Annotated in this window: 13 protein-coding genes, 1 tRNA gene, 3 rRNA genes and 1 riboswitch; of the genes, 12 read left to right on the forward strand and 5 right to left on the reverse strand. The window is 51.3% G+C overall.

The features are described from left to right. The 5 genes from L4D79_RS24020 to metA form a co-directional block, all read left to right on the forward strand. Positions 1-247 (forward strand): 23S ribosomal RNA (locus L4D79_RS24020); the annotation flags it as partial. A 119-nt stretch (positions 248-366) separates the two neighbouring features. Then, a 5S ribosomal RNA gene (rrf, locus tag L4D79_RS24025) occupies positions 367-482 on the forward strand. Between the two features lie 47 nt (positions 483-529). Continuing rightward, positions 530-605 (forward strand) — tRNA-Thr (locus tag L4D79_RS24030). A gap of 8 nt (positions 606-613) precedes the next feature. Beyond that, positions 614-729 (forward strand): 5S ribosomal RNA (gene rrf, locus L4D79_RS24035). A 241-nt stretch (positions 730-970) separates the two neighbouring features. Next, positions 971-1,912, forward strand: coding sequence for a homoserine O-succinyltransferase MetA (gene metA / locus L4D79_RS24040; protein ID WP_428655200.1), 942 nt, complete (start codon positions 971-973; stop codon positions 1,910-1,912). Between the two features lie 75 nt (positions 1,913-1,987). Here the strand turns inward: metA and L4D79_RS24045 are convergent, their stop codons facing one another. Beyond that, positions 1,988-3,271 (reverse strand): cation:proton antiporter, encoded by a 1,284-nt coding sequence (locus L4D79_RS24045; protein WP_428655202.1) that lies wholly within the window; start codon positions 3,269-3,271, stop codon positions 1,988-1,990. Positions 3,272-3,474: 203 nt separating this feature from the next. On the opposite strand from L4D79_RS24045, the gene metH reads away from it, so the two are divergent. Continuing rightward, positions 3,475-7,146: a methionine synthase gene (metH, locus tag L4D79_RS24050; RefSeq protein ID WP_428655204.1), complete on the forward strand. Its 3,672-nt coding sequence runs from the start codon at positions 3,475-3,477 to the stop codon at positions 7,144-7,146. A gap of 102 nt (positions 7,147-7,248) precedes the next feature. Here metH and lysC read toward each other — a convergent pair whose 3' ends face one another. Then, complete coding sequence (lysC, locus tag L4D79_RS24055) at positions 7,249-8,631, reverse strand: lysine-sensitive aspartokinase 3 (RefSeq protein WP_428655206.1); 1,383 nt, start codon at positions 8,629-8,631, stop codon at positions 7,249-7,251. A 108-nt stretch (positions 8,632-8,739) separates the two neighbouring features. Continuing rightward, a riboswitch (Lysine riboswitch) is annotated at positions 8,740-8,926 on the reverse strand. A gap of 256 nt (positions 8,927-9,182) precedes the next feature. On the opposite strand from lysC, the gene L4D79_RS24060 reads away from it, so the two are divergent. Then, positions 9,183-10,301, forward strand: coding sequence for a pyridoxal-phosphate-dependent aminotransferase family protein (locus L4D79_RS24060; protein WP_428655209.1), 1,119 nt, complete (start codon positions 9,183-9,185; stop codon positions 10,299-10,301). Positions 10,302-10,380: 79 nt separating this feature from the next. On the opposite strand, the gene L4D79_RS24065 is transcribed toward L4D79_RS24060, so the two are convergent. Both L4D79_RS24065 and uvrA read right to left on the reverse strand, forming a co-directional pair. Further along, positions 10,381-12,321: a PglL family O-oligosaccharyltransferase gene (locus tag L4D79_RS24065; RefSeq protein ID WP_428655211.1), complete on the reverse strand. Its 1,941-nt coding sequence runs from the start codon at positions 12,319-12,321 to the stop codon at positions 10,381-10,383. Beyond that, a complete protein-coding gene (gene uvrA / locus L4D79_RS24070; RefSeq protein WP_428655213.1) occupies positions 12,230-15,058 on the reverse strand; it encodes an excinuclease ABC subunit UvrA in 2,829 nt (942 codons plus the stop codon). Before uvrA ends, L4D79_RS24065 begins: the two co-directional genes overlap by 92 nt. Positions 15,059-15,327: 269 nt before the next feature. Between uvrA and L4D79_RS24075 the strand changes: the two genes are divergently transcribed. After that, positions 15,328-15,888, forward strand: coding sequence for a single-stranded DNA-binding protein (locus L4D79_RS24075; RefSeq protein ID WP_428655215.1), 561 nt, complete (start codon positions 15,328-15,330; stop codon positions 15,886-15,888). A gap of 95 nt (positions 15,889-15,983) precedes the next feature. Here L4D79_RS24075 and L4D79_RS24080 read toward each other — a convergent pair whose 3' ends face one another. Continuing rightward, the gene (locus L4D79_RS24080; RefSeq protein ID WP_428655217.1) at positions 15,984-16,871 is read right to left on the reverse strand and encodes a LysR family transcriptional regulator; all 888 of its coding nucleotides are present in this window, start codon (positions 16,869-16,871) and stop codon (positions 15,984-15,986) included. Between the two features lie 253 nt (positions 16,872-17,124). Between L4D79_RS24080 and csrD the strand changes: the two genes are divergently transcribed. The 4 genes from csrD (at position 17,125) to L4D79_RS24100 (ending at position 21,665) form a co-directional block, all read left to right on the forward strand. Next, positions 17,125-19,095 (forward strand): RNase E specificity factor CsrD, encoded by a 1,971-nt coding sequence (gene csrD / locus L4D79_RS24085; RefSeq protein WP_428655219.1) that lies wholly within the window; start codon positions 17,125-17,127, stop codon positions 19,093-19,095. A gap of 128 nt (positions 19,096-19,223) precedes the next feature. Continuing rightward, on the forward strand, positions 19,224-20,717 hold the full coding sequence (locus L4D79_RS24090) for a PilN domain-containing protein (protein ID WP_428655221.1): 1,494 nt from the start codon (positions 19,224-19,226) through the stop codon (positions 20,715-20,717). Continuing rightward, on the forward strand, positions 20,714-21,349 hold the full coding sequence (locus L4D79_RS24095; RefSeq protein WP_428655223.1) for an MSHA biogenesis protein MshJ: 636 nt from the start codon (positions 20,714-20,716) through the stop codon (positions 21,347-21,349). Before L4D79_RS24090 ends, L4D79_RS24095 begins: the two co-directional genes overlap by 4 nt. Beyond that, positions 21,342-21,665 carry an MSHA biogenesis protein MshK gene (locus L4D79_RS24100; RefSeq protein ID WP_428655225.1) on the forward strand — a complete coding sequence of 108 codons (324 nt, stop codon included), beginning with the start codon at positions 21,342-21,344 and terminating at the stop codon, positions 21,663-21,665. The genes L4D79_RS24095 and L4D79_RS24100 overlap by 8 nt, the downstream gene beginning before the upstream one ends. Positions 21,666-21,673: the final 8 nt, after the last annotated feature.

Consider the following 21,673-nt stretch of genomic DNA (forward strand, 5'->3'; position numbering starts at 1 on the left):
AGGAAGGACCGGAGTGGACGAACCTCTGGTGTTCGGGTTGTGTCGCCAGACGCATTGCCCGGTAGCTAAGTTCGGAATCGATAACCGCTGAAAGCATCTAAGCGGGAAGCGAGCCTCGAGATGAGTCATCCCTGAACCTATAAGGTTCCTAAAGGGTTGTTGAAGACTACGACGTAGATAGGCAGGGTGTGTAAGCGCTGTGAGGCGTTGAGCTAACCTGTACTAATTGCCCGTGAGGCTTAACCATACAACACCCAAGGGGTTTTTACGGACTCCATAAGCACTTGAATGCGTGTTGAGAACAACTAGTTAGATTTTCCCAGATTGCTATTTACTGCCCGGGGGGCGGTGAATAAACAGAATTTGCTTGGCGACCATAGCATTATGGACCCACCTGATCCCATGCCGAACTCAGTAGTGAAACGTAATAGCGCCGATGGTAGTGTGGGGTCTCCCCATGTGAGAGTAGGACATCGCCAGGCTCCCAATTTTGAAATTCGCAAAAAGCGAGTTTTATACAGCATTGCGTGCTGGTATAGCTCAGTTGGTAGAGCGCACCCTTGGTAAGGGTGAGGTCCCCAGTTCGAATCTGGGTACTAGCACCACGATTTTGTTCAGCGACAATAGCACAATGGTCCCACCTGATCCCATGCCGAACTCAGTAGTGAAACGTTGTAGCGCCGATGGTAGTGTGGGGTCTCCCCATGTGAGAGTAGGTCATTGCTGAACACTTCTTCTAAACCCAGCCTAACGGCTGGGTTTTTTCATTTCTACAGATCAAAAACTCTTATCCACTCCCCTTCGCTCTTTATGAGTTTTCCTCATGCAAATAGTCCCCTCCTTTCATTCTTTTAATCTTCTTTTACTTGCACCCGCGTGTGATCTCTTATAGTTTTATTTAGAAATCTGGACGTCTAAACATCCTTGCTGTGATGGTATAGATCGAAAAAATGTTTAAGGAGAAACTCCGATGCCGATTAAGATCCCTGACAAATTACCTGCTACCGATATCTTGCGAGGTGAGAATATCTTCGTAATGTCGGAGGCCCGTGCGTCAAGTCAGGAAATCCGTCCCTTGAAGGTGTTGCTGCTTAACTTGATGCCGAAGAAAATTGAAACGGAAACCCAGTTCCTGCGTTTGCTGTCTAACAGCCCGCTACAGGTGGATGTTGAGTTGCTCCGGATCGATAATCGACCGACCAAGAATACGCCGACAGAACACCTCGATACCTTCTATCGCCAGTTCGAGATGGTCAAGGACCGTAACTTTGATGGCCTGATTGTCACTGGTGCGCCACTGGGCCTCGTACAGTTTGAAGATGTGCTGTATTGGGAAGAGATCCAGGCCATCATGAATTGGGCCAAGGAGCATGTCACCTCAACCTTATTTGTTTGTTGGGCCGCTCAGGCGGGATTGAAGCTACTTTACGATCTGCCTAAGCGCACACGAAAAGATAAGTTGTCAGGGGTATATTGGCACCGGACCCATGATTGTCATAACCCTATCTTGCGAGGCTTCGATGATTCTTTCCTGGCCCCGCACTCTCGCTATGCTGACTTCTCGCCAGAGTATCTGGCAGAACATACAGATCTCGACATTCTTGCTACCTCAGATCAGGCTGGGGTATATCTCGCGGCCACCAAAGACAAGCGAAACGTCTTTGTTACCGGTCACCCTGAGTATGATGTCGATACTTTGCACAATGAGTATATACGGGATGTTGGTGAAGGAATGGAGCCAAACATGCCTGTTAATTATTACCCGGGTAATAATCCGGAAAATCCGCCTATTGGAAGCTGGCGCAGCCATGGTCACTTGTTGTTTTCTAACTGGCTTAATTACTGTGTTTACCAGCAAACACCCTATGACTTGGATAAGTTCTCAGAAGCTAACTTTACCAAGGATGAATAGTACTTTTGGCGAGATAAAAAAAGACCTGCATTTGCAGGTCTTTTTTATATAGCAACGATCCCAACCGAGAATATATTAGGCGTTATTTTCAGCTTCCCAGTGCTTGGCCTTGTGGATCAAGGAGGTGATAGTTGAGCCTTGGATCAAAATTGAGAACACTACCACCGAATAGGTCATGACCAGCATGATCTCCCGGACATCGATATTTTTATCTGGGATAACCATGACCCCTGCTGGGATAGCCATCGCCATAGCAAGGGCTAGGCCGCCTCGTAAGCCACCCCAAGTAAGGATTTTAACCGACATCGGGTTATAGTCGCGGTAGCGCTGGAAGCCGAGATAAGAGAGCTTGACACTGAGGAAGCGGCTCAATAAGACCAATGGAACGGCAATGACCATCAGAACCCAGTCTTCTTGGTGGAAGCTGAACTGCAGCATACTCATACCGATCAATAGGAACAGTACCCCATTGAGGAACTCATCGACTAGCTCCCAGAAGTGGTCGAGATGATCTTCACTCTCTTTGGAAAAGCCAATATAGCGGGTCCAGTTACCAATCATAATACCTGATACCACCATGGCGAGCGGACCAGATACATGGATGACATCAGCAAAGACATAGCCCGCCGTTGGTATGCCAAGGGTCAGCAATAGTTCCATTGAGTGGTCATTGGTTGAGCTTATCAGGTAGTGGAAAATCAGACCGAGGGCAAAGCCGTAGGCGATACCGCCAATGGCTTCCTGCAGGAATAATTGGCCGACGCCAAGTACGGTAGGGGCTTCGTTACCAAAAGCGATGGTAAATAAGGTAACGAAAATGACTAGGCCAAAGCCGTCATTGAATAGAGATTCGCCCTCAATTTGGGTTGAAATGCGTTTTGGCGCATCGAGTTTTTTTACAATAGCGAGTACAGCAATGGGGTCGGTTGGCGAAATAAGTGAGCCAAAGATCAAGCAGTAGATCAGATCTAGCTGGATACCGATAGCCTGGCAAATCCCCCACAGGGCAAAACCGATAAAAAAGGTCGAGAATAAGGTTGCGGCGAGTGCCAGTGTGGTAATTTCCCATTTCTGGTCTTCGAGATGGGGCAGTTTGATCCCCAAGCCGCCAGCAAAGAGCAAGAATCCCAAAATACCTTTGAGCAAGAAACTCTCAAAGTTTATTTCGCCGAGTTGGGTTGCAGCAATGGCTTCTAGGTGGAACCAGCCGTTATGCCCGGCAATAATGATGCCCAAAGATAGCATCAGCGCCCCGGCGGTAATGGCGATAGTGGTCTGCATTTTTCCTATTTTGCTGTTTATGAAGGCGATAAGCATAGCTGCTGCCGCCAGGAAACAGAGGGTGCTGTAAACTGACATCCCGTGACCTCGATGGTGATTTAAAGTAAAGCTGAAAATTGTGTCAAAATATAAATCTATCACTGCTCGATAGCTATCATTAATTTCTTTCAGTGAGTTAAAATTTAATCAATGAAAAGCCCTTTAGACGTCTAGATTTCCATTGTTGCTATGGTAGGATGTGAACTAGCTGTAACATTAGATAAGGAAGCAAAGCGGTGTTGATGGGCAAGGATTTATTAAATAAGCGCTTGGCAGAGCAGATCCTGATCATTGATGGTGGCATGGGCACCATGATCCAGGACTATAAGCTGGAAGAGCAAGATTATCGTGGTGAGCGTTTTGCCGATTGGCACATGGATCTCAAGGGCAATAACGACTTACTGGTACTGACACAACCGCAATTGATCAAGGATATTCATGCAGCCTATCTCGAGGCCGGTGCCGATATCCTAGAGACCAACACCTTCAACGCAACGACGATCGCAATGGCCGATTACGAGATGGAAGCGTTGAGTGGTGAGATCAATCTAGAGGCTGCCAAACTTGCGCGCCAAGCTGCTGACGAGTGGACGGCAAAGACGCCGGATAAACCACGCTTCGTTGCTGGTGTGCTTGGCCCGACCAACCGTACTTGTTCTATCTCACCGGATGTAAATGACCCAGGTTACCGAAATGTTACCTTTGATCAGTTGGTTGAGGCTTATGCCGAATCAACACGAGCGTTGATTAAAGGCGGAGCCGATATCATCCTTATCGAAACTATTTTCGATACCCTCAATGCCAAAGCCTGTGCATTCGCGGTGGACACCGTTTTCGAAGAAGATGGCTGCTCGTTGCCGGTCATGATTTCCGGCACTATCACGGATGCGTCAGGTCGAACCCTTTCAGGTCAAACAACGGAAGCCTTCTATCACTCACTACGGCATGTCAAACCTATCTCATTTGGATTGAACTGTGCACTAGGGCCAGATGAACTCCGCCAGTATGTTGAAGAGCTGTCACGCATTTCCGAGTGTGCGGTATCAGCACACCCGAATGCTGGCCTGCCGAACGCTTTCGGTGAATATGATTTGTCACCGGAAGAAATGGCCGAACATATTAGGGAATGGGCGCAGAGCGGTTTCCTGAATTTGGTCGGGGGATGCTGTGGTACCACGCCGGAACATATCCGCCAGATGGCAGAAGCTGTGGCAGAGGTGAGCCCTCGTGCGTTACCTGAATTACCGGTTGGCTGCCGATTATCCGGTCTTGAACCCTTGCTCATCGAGAAGGAGACCTTATTTGTTAATGTTGGTGAACGAACCAACGTTACCGGTTCGGCCAGGTTTAAACGCCTGATTAAAGAAGAGTTGTATGACGAGGCACTGGATGTGGCCCGTCAGCAAGTCGAAAATGGCGCCCAGATCATCGATATCAACATGGATGAGGGGATGCTGGATGCTGAAGCGTGCATGGTTCGCTTCCTCAATCTGTGTGCTTCTGAGCCTGAGATATCCAAAGTGCCTATCATGGTCGATTCCTCCAAGTGGGAGGTTATCGAAGCTGGCCTGAAATGCATTCAGGGCAAAGGAATTGTTAACTCTATCTCGCTTAAGGAAGGCAAAGAGAAGTTTGTCGAGCAGGCCAAGCTGATCCGTCGCTATGGCGCGGCGGTTATCGTGATGGCGTTCGATGAAGTCGGGCAGGCGGATACCAGAAAGCGCAAGCTGGAAATTTGTACCAATGCCTACCGGATCTTGGTGGATGAGGTTGGCTTCCCACCGGAAGATATCATCTTTGATCCGAATATCTTTGCCGTTGCTACCGGTATTGATGAGCATAACAACTATGCGGTGGATTTCATTGAAGCGGTTGCTGATATCAAACGTGATTTACCCCACGCGATGATCTCAGGCGGAGTGTCCAATGTGTCATTCTCATTCCGCGGCAACAACTATGTGCGTGAAGCTATCCATGCGGTTTTCCTGTATCACTGCTTCAAGCACGGCATGGATATGGGGATCGTTAACGCAGGGCAACTTGAGGTCTATGATAACGTTCCGGAAAAACTGCGTGAAGCCGTAGAAGACGTAGTTCTGAACCGGCGTGATGACTCGACGGAACGTTTGCTGGATATTGCTGCTGACTATGCCAATAAAGGTGTCGGCAAGGAAGAAGATGCCTCTCTACTTGAGTGGCGCAGCTGGCCGGTAGCAAAACGGCTGGAGCATGCATTGGTCAAAGGCATCACTGAATTTATTGTCGCAGATACCGAAGAAGCCAGGGTGAATGCATCCAAGCCATTGGAGGTTATTGAAGGACCGCTGATGGATGGCATGAACGTGGTTGGCGACTTGTTTGGTGAAGGCAAGATGTTCCTGCCACAGGTAGTGAAATCTGCCCGTGTTATGAAACAGGCCGTTGGCCACCTTGAGCCGTATATTAACGCTGAGAAGCAGGCCGGAAGCACTAACGGTAAAATTTTACTCGCGACGGTAAAAGGTGATGTCCACGATATCGGTAAAAACATTGTAGGCGTGGTACTTCAGTGTAATAACTACGAGATCATCGATCTGGGTGTGATGGTATCTTGTGAGAAAATCCTCAAGGTCGCCAAGGAAGAGAATGTCGATATTATAGGCCTGTCGGGCCTGATCACGCCATCGCTTGACGAGATGGTGCATGTCGCCAAGGAAATGGAGCGACAAGGCTTTGAGTTACCTTTACTGATTGGTGGGGCGACAACCTCCAAAGCGCATACCGCAGTGAAGATAGAACAGAATTACAGCCATCCAGTCGTTTATGTGAACAACGCGTCTCGTGCTGTAGGGGTGTGTACTTCGCTGCTCTCTGATGAGCTGCGTCCGGCTTTTGTCGAGAAATTGGATGCCGATTATGTCAGGGTGCGTGATCAGCATAGCCGCAAGCGGCCCAAGACCAAGCAGGTCTCTCTGGCTGTGGCTCGGGCAAACCGAGTGGCCATTGACTGGGAGACCTATACGCCGCCAGCACCATGCAAATCAGGCGTCCAAGTGTTTGAGGGCTTCGATGTTGCTACCCTGCGCCAGTATATTGACTGGACGCCATTCTTCATGACCTGGTCGTTGATGGGGAAATACCCTGCCATCCTTGATCATGAGGAAGTGGGCGAGGAAGCTCGTCGTTTGTTTAAAGATGCCAATGACTTACTCGATCGCGTTGAGCTGGAGGGGTTGCTGGAAGCCCGTGGTATGTGTGCCATGTTCCCGGCCAACAGCGTGGGCGATGATATCGAGGTGTATACCGATGAGTCTCGCACCGAAGTTGCCAAAGTACTGCATAACTTGCGCCAGCAAACGGATAAACCCAAAGGTTTCAACTACTGCCTGTCTGATTACATAGCGCCGAAAGAGAGCGGTAAAGCTGATTGGATCGGCGCCTTTGCAGTAACCGGTGGGATTGGTGAGCGTGAGCTGGCTGATGCCTATAAGGCGGCAGGTGATGACTACAATGCCATTATGATCCAAGCGATTGCTGATCGCTTGGCTGAAGCCTTTGCCGAGTACCTTCACGAGCAGGTGCGTAAGGATATTTGGGGCTATTCGCCAGATGAGGATTTGTCCAACGACGATCTGATCCGTGAGAAATACCAAGGGATCCGACCGGCTCCGGGATATCCGGCCTGTCCGGAGCATACCGAAAAGGGCAGCTTGTGGGAGTTGTTAAACGTCGAAGAGACGATCGACATGTCACTGACAACCAGCTACGCCATGTGGCCGGGCGCCTCGGTATCGGGTTGGTACTTCTCCCACCCGGATTCGCGCTATTTTGCAATCGCCCAGATCCAGAACGATCAGCGAGACAGCTATGCTGATCGCAAAGGGTGGGATCTCGCTGAGGCTGAAAAATGGCTGGGTCCGAATCTGAATAACTAGTTATGGTTAATGGACCCGCCTTTTAGGACGGGTCATCAAAACTAAAAAAGGCGCTCATTGAGCGCCTTTTTCTTATTTTCTGTCCCATCCTGAGATATACGATTACTCGAATAGCCCGTGGTGCAAGACCTTAATCACTTCCCGCGACTCTTTGTTTTTGACCAGGAAGCACAGGTTGTGGGTGCTGGCACCAAAGCAGATCATGCGTGGGCTGTATTGTTCCAGGCGACTGAATACCTGGGTTGCAGCGCCAGGGGCATCACCAAGATCGTTACCGATCAATGCAACCAGGCAAAGATCTTGCTCGACGTCTACTCGGCATAGCTGGCTAAGCTGATCCATAGCGCTCTCTGGTAGGCTAGGCGCGCCTCCTCCTGTATCGGTCTGATCCAGAGTGAGTGACACACTGACTTCTGAGGTGGTGATCAAGTCGACCGAGATTTTGTGTTCGGCCAAAATACGAAAGACCTCTGACAGGAAGCCATAGGCATGGAACATGTTCAGGCTGGTCAGGGTTACCATCGTTTGATTACAGCGCAGTGCCAGAGCCCTGAATTTCGGTGGTTCGCTGACTTGCTGGCGGATCCAGGTGCCACCTTGTTCAGGTGCTTTGGATGAACCGATAAAGACAGGGATTTGTTGGCGGACCGCAGGCAACAGAGTTGATGGATGAAGGATTTTCGCCCCGAAGTTGGCCATTTCAGACGCTTCGCTAAAGCTAATCTCGCTGATTGGCTTGGCATTGCTTGTGATACGCGGGTCTGTGGAATACATACCCGGTACATCGGTCCATATTTCCAGAGTTTCCGCGCTGATAGCCTCGGCGACCAAGGCTGCACTGTAATCACTGCCGCCGCGGCCTAACGTGGTGGTTTCGCCTTCACGGCTTGAGCCGATAAAGCCTTGGGAAACGATAACGGTGTCTTTTTCCAGCAGTGGCTGGAGTTGTTCATCGGCAAGCTGACGGATAGTATCGACATCCGGTATGGCTTTACCATGCTGGCCGTCAGTGCGCATCACGGAGCGAATATCGAAACGTTGGGCTGGAGCCCCCATTTCGTTGAGAATTTGGCTAAACAGGTGGGTCGACAACAATTCGCCATGGGCAACCAATTGATCGGTCAGCTTGGTCGAAGGGGCATCGGCCGCCAGCTCTGCGAGACTAGCCACGGTATTGATTAATTGTTCTATGTGGTCAGCAACGGCTTCCGGACGGGCCAGTTTGTCGATAATGTTTTGGTGTATCGATTTTAATTGCTGTAGCCGTTGGGAGCGCTGCTCGTTATCGGCAATTCCATTTGCAAGTTCAACTAACAGGTTGGTAACGCCGGAACAGGCACTGATCAATACTACTTTGGCAGCAGGATTATCCTTGATGATCGTGGCACTTCGGCTCATGGCGGCATGATCGGCTACGCTAGTACCGCCAAATTTCGCTACGGTTATCGGTGGAGGAACAGTAAAGTTATTTTCGACAAAGCTCACAACGAGTCTCCCAGTAATAAAAAGTCAAAACGCAATTCACAGGGGGCTCGGGATGGTAGTCCCGACAAAAAGTCAGGAGAGCAAAAAGGCAAGATGTAAACCGGTACAACAACCAGAAGCTCCCCATCTATTCATTACCATAGTGAATAGATGACAGCCAGAAGGATTCAACCTTCGTAGCCGATACTCCATGCCCCCTGTCATGTTGTATCTCGGCGTTACTCCCCCTCTCAAGACTGCTTTGGGGTGGGGCCCCGCAATCCAGATACCTGGGTAACGCTCCTCTTCTGTCTTCACCTGAGAAAAACCTTTCCTCAGGATGAACAAAAAACGATCTATATTGAACCGGATTTCCTAGTCCGTTGTCAATTGCACAGAAATAAAATATGCATAAAAATTGCAAAAAATTGTCACAAGTATCCAGGGGAGCTATGTGCTACAAGGGGGTTATGATTTGGGATAAGCATAATTAGCCTAATACTGATATAGTCAATCAGTACCTTACAATAATGAGGCGAATGCCACGCTTACCGCCAGGGAGAAAGATAAAAATGACGATTGGTAGTTTCTATCCACCACAACGCACCCTTATGGGGCCCGGTCCATCGGATATTTACCCACAGGTGCTACAGGCCCTGAGCCGTCCGACCATTGGCCACCTAGATCCACTATTCATCGGCATGATGGATGAGCTCAAGCAACTGCTACAGTATGCCTTCCAAACTCAAAATACCTTTACCATTGCGGTTTCTGCGCCGGGTAGTGCCGGTATGGAAGCCTGCTTTGTTAATTTGGTAGAGCCGGGTGACAAAGTGATTGTCTGCCGTAATGGCGTGTTTGGTGACAGGATGCGTGAGAATGTCGAGCGCTGCGGTGGTGTTGCGGTTATGGTTGATAATAACTGGGGCGAGCCTGTTGATCCTGCTTTGGTTGCCCAAGCGCTCGAGAGCCACCCAGATGCCAAAATCGTGGCCTTTGTCCATGCCGAAACCTCTACTGGTGCTTTGACCGATGCAGAGGCGATTGCCAAACTGGCCCGTGAGCATGATTGCCTGACGATTGTCGATGCCGTGACATCGCTCGGTGGCGTGCCCTTGCTGGTGGATGAATGGCAACTTGATGCGGTGTACTCTGGCAGCCAGAAGTGCTTATCTTGTGTTCCGGGCTTGTCACCACTGACTTTCTCTGAGAAAGCCGTCGCCAAGATCCAAAGCCGTCAGGCGCCTGTCCAGAGCTGGTTTTTGGATCAGAGCTTGGTGCTGGGTTACTGGAGTGGAGAAGGCAAGCGAAGCTATCATCATACCGCGCCGGTGAACAGTTTGTATGCACTGCATGAAGCCTTGGTTCTACTGCAAAATGAAGGCTTGGAAAATGCCTGGCAGCGTCATAAAGATGCCCATCTGGAGTTGCGTGAAGGTCTAGAGCAATTAGGGATTGAATTTGTGGTTGATGAAGCCCACCGCTTGCCACAGCTTAATGCCGTATATATTCCCGAGGGTATTGATGACGCCGAGGTGAGGAAGACCTTGCTGGAGCGCTACAACCTGGAAATTGGTGCTGGCCTCGGTGCTTTGGCGGGTAAAGCATGGCGTATTGGGCTGATGGGCTATGCAGCCCGAAGCGAAAATGTCGCGTTGTGTTTACGGGCGTTGGAAACCACGCTGAAGTGAATCTAAGCGATTATGGCTTTATTAGCAAAAAGGGCTACCACTGGTAGCCCTTTTTCGTTCTGGTATTACATCATAGGGATTACGGCGTTTCTCTTTCTCCAGCCTGAGCTGGCAAGTCCGTCTCCGTTAAAAACGTATGGCCCGGATACAGGTATTGGGCTTCATCCAGAATTTGGGCGGCTTGCTCTTGCTGACCGAGTTGGTTATAGGCTGCAACGAGGTTTTGGTAAAGCGCGATGCGTGGCCATTGCTTGGCCTTCTGCTCAGCCCAGTCGATAAACTCCTGGATCAGAGCAGGGTTATTACTGGCTATACCTAGCTGAAGTTGGGTGATGTGCAAATCCCATTCGAACCGGTTTTGCCACGCCCAAGGGTTATTAACCCGCAGCAGGTAGTCAACATTGGCCGGGTGGCTTGTTTCGTACTGGGTAAGTTGGGCGCCAGAGTACAGAGTAGTGGCCATAAAGCCGGTGGTGATCAGTGGTACCGTCAATACCAGTGCGCGGATTGACAGAATATAGTGCATTTTTTTTCGGTAGTACTTGGCGGTCAGATTATCAACCCAGTAAATCAGCAAGATGAAGATCACCCAGTGGATCAGCGAGTGATAGAAGGGGTATTCCAGCTGGGAGTGTAGAACGATCGGGAAAAACAGGCCGACCAGGGCCAGTTGGGTTCCTTCCCGTGCTTTCATTATTTTGAGGAGTACCGCCCCTGCAGCTGCCAATAATGCCAGTAGTGGAATAATCCCGCCTTCCGCAGCCCAGAATACCAGTTCGTTGTGTGGATGGTCGAGGCCGGCCATACCGGCAGGGCTGTCTGGGTTATCGTGGTGCCATCTTGCAGTTTGGGTAATATAACTGACCTCAAAGCTGCCGTAGCCATAACCCGTCAACGGTTGGTTGAAGAACATATTGGCGGCTTGAGGGATATGCATTGCTCGGGCACTGATCAAGCTCAGGCGGTTTTCTTGCGGAGACCAGCCCGATGTGCTGTTGATGTGCCATGACAGGCTTAGGCCCAAGACTATCATCAGTAGCCACATCCGCCATTGTGCTTTGGCGGCAAAGCGGCGCAGGTAAGGAATGAGCAAAAGGGTACCCATGGCAGCTCCGAGCCAGCCGGTGCGGGAGCTTAGTACGACAAGCAAGGGAAGGGTGATCACCGGGGTCAGTAGCAAGAAGCATTGCTGCCAACTCCATTTCCCCCGGTACATCGGAATACGAGCCAACAGATAACCCGACAGGACGAGACCTGTGGCCAAGAAGCTGGCCATGACATTGGGTTGCTGGAAGATACCATAAGGGCGGTTGGCCACGGTGTCATAACCGATTGGGTTGCCTGGCTCAAGCACCATGTATTGTACCCAACCGAAGGTGGCCTGGATCCAGACTGCAGCCAGTACAAACCATAGCATGCGCTGACGCTGCTTGTGGTTGAAGGAGAACTGTTGCAAGCCGACAAAAAAGAGTAAACCGGCCCATAAACCCAGCAGCCTCGGTAGGCTTTGTCCGACGTCAGCATTGGGATAGAACACGGGCAGCGTCAGTAAGACACAGCAAAGGGTGAGGACGATAGTCAGCCGTGAGTAGCGCCATACCCGCTGGCGGCAAATTTCCAACAAGCCGAATGCGATAGCGAAGCTGAACGGGATCCAGCTCATGGCATTGTATGAGAGCTCAAGCCCGGATCCGCCGGGATTATGCTGGAAGTAGTGCATTGCCAGTAGGAATAGGATCCCGAGAGACACCAAGAAGGGCTTTATCATCGGCTTGCTGATCCCTTTCTCGGCAAGGTTGGTGCCTTTTACATATAACACTGTCATGGTGATTCGCTGGGTCTCACTGTCTAAATCAAACAAAACCGGGCTTGATTGCAAGCCCGGTTTATCATCGTTGGTTAGGTTGCCAGAGCTATTGTACTGGCGTTCACTCTGGCAGCAAAGGCTTGAGGAAGCGGGCAGTGTGCGAACCTGCGATCTGTGCCACTTGTTCCGGTGTACCGCTTGCAACGATTTCACCACCGCCGCTACCGCCTTCCGGTCCGAGGTCGATGATCCAGTCTGCAGTCTTGATCACATCGAGGTTGTGCTCGATCACCACAATGGTGTTGCCATGGTCACGCAGGCGGTGCAGGACATTGAGCAGTTGCTGGATATCGTGGAAGTGTAGGCCGGTGGTCGGCTCATCCAGAATATACAGTGTCTTGCCAGTATCGCGCTTGGACAGTTCTCGCGCCAGTTTAACCCGCTGGGCTTCACCGCCCGATAGCGTGGTTGCCGCTTGTCCCAGGCGAATATATGACAGGCCGACATCAATCAGGGTCTGCAGCTTTCTGGCGATAGCCGGTACTGCATCGAAGAATTCGCGCGCGTCTTCTACCGTGAGTTCCAGCACCTCGTCGATGGTCTTGCCCTTGTAGCGCACTTCCAGTGTTTCGCGGTTATAGCGTTTGCCCTTACAGGCATCACAGGGTACGTAAACATCCGGCAGGAAGTGCATCTCAACCTTGATCACACCATCCCCCTGGCAGGCTTCGCAGCGGCCACCCTTGACGTTGAAGCTGAAACGGCCCGGTTTATAGCCACGCGAGCGTGACTCCTGCGTGCCCGAAAACAGTTCACGGATCGGGGTGAAGATCCCGGTATAAGTCGCTGGGTTTGAGCGCGGGGTACGGCCAATCGGGCTCTGGTCGATATCGATCACCTTGTCGAAGTGCTCGAGATCTTGGATTTCTTTATATGGCGCAGCCCGGCCCGAAGTGGCACCGTTGAGCTGGTGGTGGGCGATCTGGAAGAAGGTATCATTGATCAGGGTGGATTTCCCTGAACCTGATACCCCGGTAATACAGGTCAGCAGCCCGACCGGGATCTCGACGTCGACATTTTTCAGGTTATTGCCAGTGGCGCCGAGCAGTTTGACGGTCCGCTCTGGATCCATCACTACGCGCTGCTCCGGTACCGCAATGCCTTTTTTGCCACTGAGATATTGGCCAGTAAGCGAGTTGTCGTTGGCGACGATATCAGCCAGCTTGCCTTCGGCAATGATATTACCGCCGTGGACACCGGCACCCGGGCCGATATCGATCACATGGTCAGCGGTACGGATAGCGTCCTCATCGTGCTCGACCACAATCACGGTGTTGCCGAGATCGCGTAGGTGGGTCAGAGTTTTGAGCAGACGTTCGTTATCTCGCTGGTGGAGTCCGATCGACGGCTCATCCAAAACGTACATCACGCCGACCAAGCCAGCACCGATCTGGCTGGCCAAGCGGATACGCTGGGCTTCTCCGCCTGATAGGGTCTCGGCACTGCGCGATAGGTTAAGGTAGTTGAGGCCGACATTGACCAAGAAGCTCAATCTGTCATTGATTTCCTTGAGTACCTTCTCGGCGATCTTGGCCTTTTGCCCAGTCAGCGCCAGCTGATCGAAAAAGTTCATCGCCTCGCTGATACTCATTTCGCTGATGGTTGGCAGTGTGGTATCGGCGATAAAGACGTTGCGAGCCTCGAGGCGCAGGCGTGAGCCGTCACAGCTGCTGCACGGTTTGGTGGCGACGAATTTGATCAGATCCTCACGGACTGAGTTTGATTCTGTTTCGCGGTAGCGACGCTCCATGTTATTGAGGATCCCCTCAAACGGGTGGCGTCGTACCGTGATATCACCGCGGTCATTGATATATTTGAACTCGATTTCGGTTTTGCCCGAGCCATTCAGAATAACGCCTTGAACTTTCTTCGGCAGGCTATCGTAAGGCGCCTCGACATCAAAGCCGTAATGCTCGGCCAGTGACTTGAGCATCTGGAAATAATAGAAGTTGCGTTTATCCCAGCCGCGAATAGCCCCACCGGCGAGGCTTAGCTCACCATTTTGCACCACGCGATCCGGGTCGAAGTATTGCTGAACGCCCAAGCCGTCACAGGTGCCACAGGCACCTGCTGGGTTATTGAACGAGAACAGTCGGGGCTCAAGCTCCTGCATGCTGTAGCCACAGTGTGGACAGGCGAAGTTGGCGGAGAAAACGATCTCTTCATGCTCGCCGTTGGTCATCGGACCGACAACCACCGTACCGCCGGATAATTCCAGCGCCGTCTCGAATGATTCGGCAAGACGCTGCTGCAAATCGTCACGAACCTTGAAGCGGTCGACGATGACTTCGATGGTGTGCTTTTTGTGAAGCTCCAGCGTCGGAGGATCGGACAGATCACATACCTCGCCATCGATACGGGCACGGATATAACCTTGTGCGGCAAGGTTAGCCAAGGTTTTAACATGCTCACCCTTACGCTCTTTGACAATAGGGGCCAGCAGCATCATCTTGCTGCCTTCCGGAAGCTCGAGCACCTTGTCGACCATTTGGCTTACCGTTTGGGCGGCCAACTCAACATGGTGGGTCGGACAGCGCGGCTCACCGACACGGGCGTAGAGCAGGCGAAGGTAGTCGTAAACCTCGGTAATGGTACCCACGGTCGAGCGCGGGTTGTGCGAGGTCGACTTTTGTTCGATGGAGATCGCCGGGGACAGCCCTTCGATATGGTCGACATCCGGTTTTTCCATTAATGACAGGAACTGGCGGGCATAGGCCGATAGTGATTCGACATAACGGCGTTGCCCTTCGGCGTACAGGGTATCGAAAGCCAGCGACGACTTTCCTGATCCAGACAAACCGGTGATAACAATCAGCTGATCCCGAGGCAGCGTGAGGGAAATGTTCTTGAGGTTATGAGTACGGGCACCCCTGACTTCAATGTTATCCATATCGATGAGCTTTATTGACTAATTTATGACTGCGGCATTATTGCACAGGGCTCAGGGCCTTGAAAGAAAAAGCTGTATAAAAACACAGTTGGATGGTTATAATAGCACCATTTCTGTGTCGCTTATTCGTGCTGGCCTTTGCTACATTTTACTCTGATTCAACCCTGTTCGATCAGGGGGGAAGCATGATAGACTGCGCGATTAAGTATAAACTTTCAATAACGGTCGCTGGTCTTTTCCCAGCACCGATAATGAGATCGGAGTGAACTATGGCCAGTCGTGGCGTAAACAAGGTTATCCTAGTCGGTAACTTGGGTAATGATCCGGAAATCCGTTACATGCCTAGTGGTGGTGCAGTAGCAAATATTACCATTGCCACTTCTGAAAGCTGGCGTGACAAGAACACTGGTGAACAGCGTGAGAAAACCGAATGGCACCGTGTGGCGCTATTTGGCAAGCTTGCTGAAGTTGCTGGTGAGTACCTACGTAAAGGTTCTCAGGTATACATCGAAGGCCAACTGCAAACGCGTAAGTGGCAAGACCAAAGTGGTCAGGACCGCTACACAACAGAAGTTGTGGTTCAGGGCTTCAACGGTGTAATGCAGATGCTTGGCGGCCGTCAGGGCGGTGGTCAGGGTATGGGTGCTCCGATGGGTGGCCAACAGCAGCAGCAACAAGGTGGTTGGGGTCAACCTCAGCAGCCAGCAGCGGCTCCTCAGCAGAACTTCGCTCCTCAGCAGCAACAGCAACAGGCTCCTCAACAGCAGGCTGCACCTCAGCCTCAGTACAACGAGCCACCAATGGATTTCGATGACGATATTCCGTTCTAAACACTTGCTGTGTTGATAGGTCGTTGACCCAAAATATTAAGCCTCGCTAATGCGGGGCTTTTTATTATCTACATCATATTGGCTGAGGGTTGAGCTTAGCGCTGAGCCGGATTGGACTTGGCCTTGATAAAATCAATGAACAGCTTGGTTTTGACATGATTGTAGTCCAGCTTGGGGTAGTAGGCATACGCTGAGCTGATGGGTTGCTTAAGCTCCGGCAGCACAGGTACCAGCAATCCCTTGCTGAGTTCGCGTTTGACGGTGTTCTCCCCCGCGAGGATGAGTCCCATGCCCGCTACCGCCGCTGCAACCAGTGCTTCTGGGTTTTGTGTGGTGAAATTCCCCTTGAGCCGCAAGCGTATATCGTTCTCGAACAGGTGCTCTTGCTCGTGGCCATGAGTGCCGAACATCAGGCAGTTATGCTGGGCCAGTTGTTCGGGACTTTCTATCAGCGGTTTTCCTTCCAGATACGATGGCGCAGCGTAGAAGCCGTGGCGGAAATTGAACAGCCTGGTGGCAATGTAACTCGAAGAGTTGAAGTCGGTCAGCTCTTTGCTGATGAAGACATCCAAGTTGAGATCAGGCAGTTGGCCCGGGGTTATGGTATGCAGCTCGACCTGAATGTTTGGGTAGGCCTCAATAAATTCGGCCAGGTAATGCACCAGCAAACGGCTGCCGACGGCCAGCGGCGCACCAATCCGCAATACCCCACTGACCTCGCCATAGGTTGAAGTGGTCTCAGCCAGCATCTGGTGCCAGTCATCAAGCAAACGCGCACTGCGCTGGTAGAAAAGGCGTCCGGCATCGGTCATGGTGAGGCTGCGGGTGGTACGTTTGAGCAACTGCACACCCAGCTGTTTTTCCAGCCAAGCCAACCGCTTGGAGAGTGCAGAGCTGGAAGTATTGAGCTTGGTGGCGGCCTGGGCGAGGGAGCCCTGGTCGACCACGGTGACAAAGCTTTTTGTGCAGGTGATCCAATCCATGTCGTAAATAACCCTATAGCGCTGGTGGGGAGCCGAAATGGCCGTTTTCCCTACATTACCATGAGTTTATTCTCGGTTCAGACTGTTTCTATGCTTGTTGGGTTTTACAAAATTGTTAATTTGTCGGCTTTAGCACTGACAGTATGATCAATAGAATGGTATTTTGCTTGCAATATACGACCGTTGCTTTTCCTTGCAGTAATGCAAAATGGCTAGGTATCTGTTTGACTCATTGAATTTTTTTTGGCTGCTTATGAGAAAAGCTTCAGGGATGCGCTTAACCAACCGTCTGGTTGCCTTTGTTACGTTAATTGTGATTTGTGCCATTTTCGTCATTTTTATTGGCGGGGCGGTGAGTTTTCGCAAGTTAGGACAGGACTACCTCACCCATTATCTTGATGGCGTTGTGGAAGTTATCGACCAGGAACTGGCTGATCCGCAGGGTTCGCAAGCCATTTCACGTTGGCTGCCTAAATTGCTCAAGGCCAGTAATGTGGTTGAGCTAGAAGTAGGCAGTGTTGCCGGGGTGGTTTACTCCTTCCAAGGGTTACAACCGCTTACCGATCCGAGCATCCTTCATGAAAGCCGTTACGATCTTGAGCATAACCCCGGCTTTACCGTCACCATGAAGTCGATCCCGCCTTACACCGAGTTCACCTATTCGATAGGAGCCATGTCGTCGATAAGTCTGGCGGTCGCTATCATCATCTTGGGACTAGTTTGGGGGATGGAGTGGCTACGGCGCCAGCTGGAGGGCTCGGAACTGCTTGAGCATCGCGGACGGCTGATATTGGCCGGGCGGGTCGAAGAAAACGAAGTGGGTGATGAACGGGAGTGGCCGGCAACGGCCAGCCTTGCGCTGGACAAAATGATCGCCGAACTCAAAGATGCCCGTCAGGAACGAAGCCGGTTCGATACCTTTATCCGCACCCATACCTTCCTTGATCAGCTGACAGGGGCGGCAAACCGTGTGTTGTTTGATAGCCGGCTGCAATCGATGTTGCAAGATCAGGAAACCCACGGTGCGGTGATCCTGATCCGTATAACCGACTGGGAGGAGTTGCTGGCCGATAAGGGCAAGGCAGAGGCCGATGAACTGGTCCAGGATGTTGGTGGGATCTTGTCGAACCTGATCCAGCGCTACCCGGATACGGTACTTTCGCGTTACTTCGATGCTGAGTTTGCTATTTTGTTGTCCCAGCAATCGGTGAAAGAGGTCAAGCAGTTCAGTAATGCGTTGATGAATGCACTGGACAGGTTATCACCACCAGCGCCGCTGGAGCCGGATAACTGGTGTCATATCGGGGTGACGTTCTGTGCCAGCGGTGAGCGCCGCGGCCGGATCATGGATGAAGCGGATATGGCTCTGCGTAGCGCTCAGTTGCAGGGCACCAATAGTTGGTACGCTTTTAAAAAGGATCAGCAGTTTGAAGATGCCCGTGGCAGTGTTCGCTGGCGCACCTTGCTGGATGCAATATTTAATAGCGGTGGTCCGGTACTGTACCAGCAACCGGTACAGTTGGTTGATGGCAGCCCGCTGCACCGTGAACTGCTGTCCCGTATCCGTGATGAAAACGGTATGTTGATCAAAGCTTCACGTTTTCTTACCGCGGTTGAACAAGTCGGTTTCAATGCCCGGATGGATCGATCTGTGGTGACCAAGGCGCTACACATGCTCAAGAGCGAGCCGGTGACCGAGTCAATTTCCGTTAACCTCAGCGTTGAAGCCTTACTGGAGAAAAGTTTTGTCAAATGGCTGCGGGATGAGCTGCTGCAGACCCCGCGTACGGTTCTTAATCGGCTGTCGTTTGAAATTCCCGAAGGGGGCTTGGTCAAACACCTTGATGCAATGCGGCCGGTTACCCGGATGTTGGTAGGCCTCGGCTGTAAGCTGGTGGTCGATCAGGCTGGGCGCACCATTGTTAGTACCCACTACATCAAGGATATCCGTGCTGATTACGTCAAATTGCACCGTAGCTTGGTGCGTGAAATAAACCTCCGTCAGGAAAACCAGTTATTCGTCAGGAGTATGCTGGGGGCGTGTGCAGATTCGGATGTTAAGGTCATTGCGGTTGGTGTTGAAAATGCCAAAGAGTGGCAGGTTCTCAAGCAATTAGGGGTCAATGGTGGTCAAGGTCGCTACTTTGCGCCTGAAATTTCAACCGAATATGGTGCTGGCCAGGATAATAACTCACGGAAATTGTTTGGAAAAAACACCGAATAGAGCAAAAAATCACTATTCATTATGGGAATTATCATTATAATGGTCAAAATATTGACACCTGGTTGTCAAGAATAATGAATACCCGCAAAATTTCCTGATATAAGCCTGTTAATCCTAAGTAGCCTGAAATGATAATAAATAAATTGTTTAGGAAGAAGACACATTCTCCTATTGCTGGGATGGCATTGTTTGCCGACACCGTGGCCTTGGTGTATCAGGAAAATAAAACGTGGGTCACCGATGAGCAGTCGGTGAGCGGGTTGGTTGGCTGGCCTAATGCTATTAAGTCATTGATTGAAAAACACCAGCTCAAAGGGGCTGATGTTCGCCTTGTCCTTGGCCATGGTTTGTACCAAAGCATGCTGATAGACAAGCCAGAGCTACCGCGGGAAGAATACCCGACGGCTTTGCCATTTTTGGTCAAAGAGCTGGTCAATGAATCGCCGATGGAGTTGGTGGCCGATGGTTTTGTTGCACCGCTGAAAGATCGCCTACAGGCATTTTCGACCCAGAAAAAGCAGATTGAGCAGCTGGAGAAAGCCTGCCGAGATGCTGGTTGTGAGCTGATGTCTGTTTCTGCCGAAGAGGTGGTATGGGGTCAGCTAACGGCGTTTGAGCGCAGCCAATTGGTACTGCACCGCCGGGGTAAAACAAACCTGCAATTATCAGCCTTCAAGCATCAGGTGTTGTGCTTTCAGCGTCAGTTGCGCGGTTTCAGTGTGCCATTGTTGGCCGCTGATGATACCCAGTCCCTGGAAAAAGGCTTGCAACTCGACGGACTAGCACTGGAGTTGCAGCGCTCGCTCGACTTCCTCAGCGCCCAATTGCGTGACGCTCCCATTACCCAGTTGTTGATATCTTGCGATGACGATGATGACGGTGAATTGGCCCAAGCTCTGAGCCAACGCCTCAATGTCAAGGTTGAAGCTGTCACCCCTTCGCACCCGTCTTTGGCCAGTAACGCGGTTCGTGTTGCCTATTGTGCCGTCATCGAACCTGAGCATGTAGGGATTAACTTTTACAGCGATGCCCTTAAGCCGAAACTCGATCTGCTGACCTTACCCAATATTGTGATGAGCTGGGTGGCGATCACTGTCGTATTAGGTGCACTGGCTGGCTGGTTTAGCTGGCAGAGTTACCAGCAGCAGCAGGAGCTGGCGTCAGAGCAGCAGCGCCTACAGCAGAAAACCGCAGAGGTCGAACGGGCTAAAGCCGCACTGACAAAGCATTTACCAAGTCAGCTGAAAGTCGATGTCGCCAATGGGTTGGAACAACACCTTGCTAATAAGCGGGCAGCACTTGAGGCAATAGCCTTGCATGACAGCAGTTTGCAAGTCGGCTATGCCGGTATGATGCAGCAGCTCTCGGCCGCGGCCAGTGGTGATATTTCGGTTCAGCACCTGCGGGTGAAAGGGCCACAGCTTAACTTGGAAGGACTGGCGCGCACGCCGGATTCCGTTCCTGCTTGGTTGCAGATGTTTAAGCAATACCCATCGCTGTCGGATCGCCGATTCAAATTGATGTCCTTGGGCAGAAACAAACAAAATATCGTGACCTTCAAGCTACTGGCAGAGCGTAGCCAGCCAGCAGCTCAGGCTGTCACGCAAGGAGTCGCCCAATGAACCAATGGCAGACGTTATGTGACAAATTTGAACTGCTGACCAAACGCGAAAAATGGCTGATTGCTTTGTCGGGCTGGATAGCTCTGCTGTTTGTTGGCTTCGTGGTCATAATCGAACCTCAAGTTAAAGCCGTCGATGCCGCCAAGGGGCAGCTTCAGTCGGTGAAAAACGCCTTGATGACGAATACGAATCAGTTATTAGTGATGGAGCGTAAGCTCAAGGATGATCCAGACGCCGACATTGATGAACAGATCAGTGAACTAGAACGGCAGAATACCGACTTGGATGCACAGCTGGATGGCCGGGTATCGAGCTTGGTAACCCCGGTACAGATGTCGGCGTTGATGGAAAAAGTTCTCCAGCATTCGCGCAAGCTCAAGCTGCTTTCGCTTGAATCACTGCCGCCTGTCCAGTTGGTTGGCGGGGAAGATCAAGGCTACTACATCCACCCGGTCAGGCTGAGATTGCGTGGCCGCTATTTCGATTTGATTAATTACCTCGAGCAACTGGAGGCGCTGCCTGTCCAGTATTACTGGCGCAGTCTGGATTACCAAGTGGATAACTACCCGTGGGCTGATATTAAGTTGGAAGTCTACACACTCGGCATTAGCGAGGACTTTATTGGTGGTTAGATTAGCAATAATGGCAGTGGCATGGTTGATGATGCCACTGGCACAGGCCGCGCAGGACCCCACTGCGCCATTAGGCTGGCAGGCGCCGGCGGTTAAGGCAACCTCGTCACGAGCACGCCTGCCCCAATTACAGGGTATTTTTTGTGATCAGGATGGCCAGGTATGCCGGGCGATTCTTAACAGCGTGTCTGTCGGGACCGGCGGACGGATCAGCGGTTATACCCTCAGCCAGGTGACGGACGATTTCGTCATCTTGCAGCGGGGTGGTCGGCAATGGCGATTAGAAATGTTCGCCGATAACATAAAGTCAGAGTAAACAAGAAG

The sequence above is a fragment of the Photobacterium satsumensis genome (genome assembly GCF_050336935.1).
Classification (GTDB): domain Bacteria; phylum Pseudomonadota; class Gammaproteobacteria; order Enterobacterales; family Vibrionaceae; genus Photobacterium; species Photobacterium satsumensis.

Coding starts and splice junctions, on each gene's coding strand:
- metA (WP_428655200.1), top strand. CDS start 971: ATGCCGATTAAGATCCCTGACAAATTACCTGCTACCGATATCTTGCGA.
- L4D79_RS24045 (WP_428655202.1), bottom strand. CDS start 3,271: ATGTCAGTTTACAGCACCCTCTGTTTCCTGGCGGCAGCAGCTATGCTT.
- metH (WP_428655204.1), top strand. CDS start 3,475: ATGGGCAAGGATTTATTAAATAAGCGCTTGGCAGAGCAGATCCTGATC.
- L4D79_RS24060 (WP_428655209.1), top strand. CDS start 9,183: ATGACGATTGGTAGTTTCTATCCACCACAACGCACCCTTATGGGGCCC.
- uvrA (WP_428655213.1), bottom strand. CDS start 15,058: ATGGATAACATTGAAGTCAGGGGTGCCCGTACTCATAACCTCAAGAAC.
- L4D79_RS24075 (WP_428655215.1), top strand. CDS start 15,328: ATGGCCAGTCGTGGCGTAAACAAGGTTATCCTAGTCGGTAACTTGGGT.
- L4D79_RS24080 (WP_428655217.1), bottom strand. CDS start 16,871: ATGGATTGGATCACCTGCACAAAAAGCTTTGTCACCGTGGTCGACCAG.
- csrD (WP_428655219.1), top strand. CDS start 17,125: ATGAGAAAAGCTTCAGGGATGCGCTTAACCAACCGTCTGGTTGCCTTT.
- L4D79_RS24090 (WP_428655221.1), top strand. CDS start 19,224: ATGATAATAAATAAATTGTTTAGGAAGAAGACACATTCTCCTATTGCT.
- L4D79_RS24095 (WP_428655223.1), top strand. CDS start 20,714: ATGAACCAATGGCAGACGTTATGTGACAAATTTGAACTGCTGACCAAA.